This window comes from Streptococcus sp. 2106 (assembly GCF_013277315.1).
GTDB classification, from domain to species: domain Bacteria; phylum Bacillota; class Bacilli; order Lactobacillales; family Streptococcaceae; genus Streptococcus; species Streptococcus pseudopneumoniae.
In genome coordinates this window covers 1-4,541 of sequence record NZ_VMMS01000099.1, presented here as the reverse complement: position 1 = coordinate 4,541, position 4,541 = coordinate 1, and the positions used below count along the sequence as shown (strand labels likewise).

Below are 4,541 nucleotides of genomic sequence, written 5' to 3'. Positions count from 1 at the left end.
TTTTCATTGAGTATAAATAGATGGAAAAGAAAATCTTGTACAAGTTCCTGACAATTTCTTTCTTTTCGTGTATAATAGTGGAAAAGAGGTAAAACGAGGTATGGTTATGGAAGCAGTCCTTTACTCAACATTCCGAAATCATTTAAAGGACTACATGAAGAAGGTAAACGATGAATTTGAGCCTTTGACAGTGGTTAATAAAAATCCAGACGAGGACATTGTAGTCCTTTCAAAGAGCGAGTGGGATAGTATTCAAGAAACTCTGAGAATCGTTCAAAATAAGGAACTATCTGACAAGGTCTTGCGAGGAATGGCTCAAGTTCGTGCTGGAAGTACTCAGGTCCATGTTATTGAGGAGTGATGAATGCTACTCAAGTTTACAGAAGATGCGTGGGCAGATTATTGCTACTGGCAAACCCAGGACAAGAAAACGTTAAAAAGAATCAATAAACTAATCAAGGATATTCAACGTGATCCCTTTACAGGAATAGGTAAGCCAGAACCACTAAAGTATGACTACCAAGGAGCCTGGTCACGTCGTATCGACGCAGAAAATCGCTTGATTTATATGATGGATGGAGATAGCGTGGCTTTCTTGTCCTTTAAAGATCATTACTAAGTCTACTGCGAAGTAGGCTTTTTATTTTTTAAATTTTTATTAGTAAGTTTAAGATAAAGTTTTTTGGAAAATGACAGAATCCCTAATACAAAAGACAAAAACTCAGAAAAGAAAGTTAGTATATGAACTTCGATCTTTACCCTTGAATCCGCTTTATAACTCTTAATTTGTGGTATAATGAAGAGAATTGTAAATCATAAAAACAGGGGAAGCAAATGTCTAATTTTAAAGAAAAACTACCGATATTCCAGTCGAACGATGTTCAGATTTCAAATGTAGTCAATGCAGTTTGGTCGATTGCGAACACCTTACGTGGAGCTTATCGTTCGGATAAGTATCGAGTGATGTAATTAAAAATTGGATGAGAAGAAAAGATACAATTGAGTTTCTTGGTTTATGGAAAAGCTTAAACAACATGAATTTCAATTCGGTCGAATTCGACCGAATTAAATCGGAAGCTGGATATAATTCATTTACATTGTCTCCTAAGAAATGGGTAGAGAAAACTGGAGCAATCGGAATTATCTCAAAAGGTGGAAGATATGGTGGTGCATTTGCACATATAGATATTGCCTTTGAATTTGCTTCATGTATTTCTGCTGAATTTAAGATGTATGTAATTCAGGATTACAAAAGACTTAAGTCAGATTAAAATTCTAAGATATCATTAGGCTGGAATTTGAATAGAGAAATTTCTAAGATTAACTACAAAATTCATACAGATGCAATCAAAGAATATCTCTTAAAAGATCTTACCAACGAACAGTTGTCTTACAAGTATGTAAGTGAAGCAGATATGATCAATGTTGTTTTATTTAACAAAAGAGCTAAACAGTGGCGTGAAGAAAATAGGAACAATTAGTACAACACTTGTAGTAGTTGCGGGAGTAAGTGCGGGTGTGCTTGGAGGAAAATTTGACTTTAAATTTCCTAAAAAGATTTAATGGAGAGTAATAAATATGAAGTTTAAAAATTATCTATTTGATTTATATCCTTATTTTCCCAAAGGTTTTTCATTATATAATAGAAAGGATCCTGATGTATGTAGTAAGGCGTTGTACGATGATTTATGTAAGATGTTTTTTGATGATGATTCAAAAGAAAAACTTAAAATAACATCTGTATGTAATAAATGCCAAAACTTTGGAAATGGAGATTTTTATACTTTATTTATTGATAAGGATAAGTATTTATTATCAAGTGATTATATAGGAGCCTCTATTTATTGGGCAAGAAAGGCAGGATTAAACGACAGAATAATTTTAGATCATTTGAGTATTTCAAGAACAATAGGTGGACACATTCTTTTCCCTAGAGGTGGTGGAAAATCAGAAACCGTTAATACAGCTAGAGGTGGAAAACCTAGAATCAAGAATGGAATTTATAAAGGATATTATGATCGTTTTGATTTAACACTATATGCTATAAAAGAATGGTTTGCGGGAAATAATAATTCAAAAATAGATTATGCTATAGAGAATTACCGTGAATGGTTTGAACTATTTTTTGATGATGATAATTGTAAAAATGGATTTGAGAAATTTGTCGAGTTTTTTAAGTTAGAAGGATTTATATATGAGCAAAATAAAATTATAGATTTAATTAAATCAGATTTAGAGAACAATCAGGTTGTCTTTTTAGATAAAGAAGATATTAGGATTGCTAGCACAGAAGAAGAATATATAAGATATATGAAAAATCTTAATATCATTATTCTAGAAAGAACTAAAAAAATATTATTATAAATATTTCAGCACCAGTTAAATAAAATGTGCGTTTTCTTTATCAAAAAAATTAATAAAAGAGGTTACCAAGAGGGATAAATTTTAAGTGTAGGGGGAATTTATCCTTTTTGCTTTTGAGGTAGAAGAGAAATCTATTGAATTATCCTATGAATATGTAGATGATGGATATAGTGGTTCTAATTTTGAGCGACCAAATTTTAAGAATATGATTGATGACCTGAATAAAGGAAAGTTTTCTATCATTATGGTAAAAGATTTATCTCGTTTCGGCAGAGAGTATATCGAGTCAGGAAAGTACTTACAAAAGATATTTCTTGAAAAAGGTATTCGCTTTATATCTGTAAATGATAACTATGATAGTGATAATGCGGATGTTAGCGATATCCATTTAAGGTTTGTGAAAATCACTTTTTTATGGTAGAATGTAAAAGAATGTATGTCATTCGGAATAACAATAAAATGAGGTAAAAACATGGAAATCATGTCGCTTGCGATTGCTGTTTTTGCCGTCATCATTGGTTTAGTCATTGGATATGTCAGCATCTCAGCTAAGATGAAATCATCTCAGGAAGCTGCAGAGTTGATGCTTTTAAATGCTGAACAAGAAGCAACTAATTTACGTGGACAAGCTGAGCGTGAAGCAGATTTACTTGTTAATGAAGCCAAGCGTGAAAGCAAGTCTCTTAAAAAAGAAGCACTATTGGAGGCCAAAGAAGAAGCCAGAAAATACCGTGAAGAAGTGGACGCTGAATTCAAATCAGAACGTCAAGAACTCAAACAAATCGAAAGTCGTTTGACAGAGAGAGCAACTAGCCTTGACCGTAAGGACGACAATTTGACGAGTAAAGAACAAACACTTGAACAAAAAGAACAAAGTATTTCTGATAGAGCAAAAAACCTTGATGCGCGTGAAGAGCAATTAGAGGAAGTCGAAAGACAAAAAGAAGCAGAGCTAGAGCGTATTGGTGCTCTGTCTCAGGCAGAAGCACGAGATATTATCTTGGCACAGACAGAGGAAAATTTGACCAAGGAGATTGCCAGCCGTATTCGTGAAGCTGAGCAAGAGGTCAAGGAACGTTCTGACAAAATGGCCAAGGACATTCTGGTTCAAGCAATGCAACGTATCGCTGGTGAATATGTAGCGGAGTCAACAAACTCAACAGTTCATCTACCAGATGATACTATGAAGGGACGCATTATTGGTCGTGAAGGTCGTAACATTCGTACCTTTGAAAGTTTGACAGGGGTTGATGTCATTATCGACGATACACCAGAAGTGGTGACCTTGTCAGGTTTTGACCCGATTCGTCGCGAGATTGCACGTATGACTATGGAAATGTTGCTCAAGGATGGTCGTATCCACCCAGCTCGTATCGAAGAGTTGGTTGAGAAAAACCGTCAAGAGATTGACAATAAGATCCGTGAATATGGTGAAGCTGCTGCCTATGAGATTGGTGCGCCAAATCTTCATCCAGACTTGATGAAGATCATGGGGCGTTTGCAGTTCCGGACTTCATATGGCCAAAATGTTTTGCGCCATTCGATTGAGGTTGCTAAGTTAGCTGGTATTATGGCCAGCGAGCTTGGTGAGAATGCGGCTCTTGCCCGTCGTGCTGGATTCCTTCACGACATCGGAAAAGCCATTGACCGCGAGGTTGAAGGTAGCCACGTTGAAATCGGTATGGAATTGGCACGTAAGTACAAGGAACATCCAGTTGTGGTCAATACGATTGCTAGTCACCACGGAGATGTTGAAGCTGAGAGCGTCATTGCAGTTATCGTTGCTGCAGCAGATGCCTTGAGCGCAGCTCGTCCAGGTGCTCGTAGTGAGTCTCTTGAAAGCTACATCAAGCGTCTCCATGATTTGGAAGAAATTGCGAACGGCTTTGAAGGGGTACAAAATAGCTTTGCCCTTCAAGCAGGACGTGAAATTCGTATCATGGTCAATCCAGGAAAAATCAAGGACGACAAAGTCACAATCTTAGCTCACAAAGTTCGTGAGAAAATTGAAAACAATCTCGATTACCCAGGAAATATCAAGATAACCGTGATTCGTGAGCTTCGTGCAGTAGATTATGCTAAATAATAAAAAACTGAGGTCAGTGAAATCTGACTTCAGTTTTTTTGAAGTACGACGGGCATGTGGTGCATCTGAGGTGTAATACTCTTCGAAAATC

General features: G+C 36.1%; 5 protein-coding genes and 2 pseudogenes. All 7 read left to right on the top strand.

Annotated elements, in window-relative coordinates; all coding sequences use genetic code 11:
- The first annotated feature begins 106 nt into the window (after window positions 1–106).
- The 7 genes and pseudogenes from HT723_RS09940 to HT723_RS09910 all read left to right on the top strand — a co-directional run bounded on the left by HT723_RS09940 (window position 107) and on the right by HT723_RS09910 (window position 4,450).
- Window positions 107–361 carry a type II toxin-antitoxin system Phd/YefM family antitoxin gene (locus HT723_RS09940; RefSeq protein WP_016398854.1) on the top strand — a complete coding sequence of 85 codons (255 nt, stop codon included), beginning with the start codon at window positions 107–109 and terminating at the stop codon, window positions 359–361.
- Between the two features lie 3 nt (window positions 362–364).
- Complete coding sequence (locus tag HT723_RS09935) at window positions 365–619, top strand: Txe/YoeB family addiction module toxin (protein ID WP_000924730.1); 255 nt, start codon at window positions 365–367, stop codon at window positions 617–619.
- A gap of 346 nt (window positions 620–965) precedes the next feature.
- Window positions 966–1,469: pseudogene (locus HT723_RS11970) on the top strand (KilA-N domain-containing protein); the annotation flags it as partial.
- Window positions 1,426–1,563 carry a hypothetical protein gene (locus HT723_RS09925; RefSeq protein ID WP_162199305.1) on the top strand — a complete coding sequence of 46 codons (138 nt, stop codon included), beginning with the start codon at window positions 1,426–1,428 and terminating at the stop codon, window positions 1,561–1,563. The pseudogene HT723_RS11970 and the gene HT723_RS09925, both read left to right, overlap by 44 nt.
- 15 nt (window positions 1,564–1,578) lie before the next feature.
- The gene (locus HT723_RS09920) at window positions 1,579–2,364 is read left to right on the top strand and encodes a hypothetical protein (protein ID WP_000669602.1); all 786 of its coding nucleotides are present in this window, start codon (window positions 1,579–1,581) and stop codon (window positions 2,362–2,364) included.
- A gap of 136 nt (window positions 2,365–2,500) precedes the next feature.
- Window positions 2,501–2,755, top strand: a pseudogene (locus HT723_RS09915) (recombinase family protein); the annotation flags it as partial.
- An 81-nt stretch (window positions 2,756–2,836) separates the two neighbouring features.
- A complete protein-coding gene (locus tag HT723_RS09910; RefSeq protein ID WP_172935126.1) occupies window positions 2,837–4,450 on the top strand; it encodes a ribonuclease Y in 1,614 nt (537 codons plus the stop codon).
- Window positions 4,451–4,541: the final 91 nt, after the last annotated feature.

Excerpts from the sequence above, each read along its gene's own strand:
- HT723_RS09940 (WP_016398854.1), top strand. The coding sequence starts at position 107 with ATGGAAGCAGTCCTTTACTCAACATTCCGAAATCATTTAAAGGACTAC.
- HT723_RS09910 (WP_172935126.1), top strand. The coding sequence starts at position 2,837 with ATGGAAATCATGTCGCTTGCGATTGCTGTTTTTGCCGTCATCATTGGT.
- HT723_RS09935 (WP_000924730.1), top strand. The coding sequence starts at position 365 with ATGCTACTCAAGTTTACAGAAGATGCGTGGGCAGATTATTGCTACTGG.
- HT723_RS09920 (WP_000669602.1), top strand. The coding sequence starts at position 1,579 with ATGAAGTTTAAAAATTATCTATTTGATTTATATCCTTATTTTCCCAAA.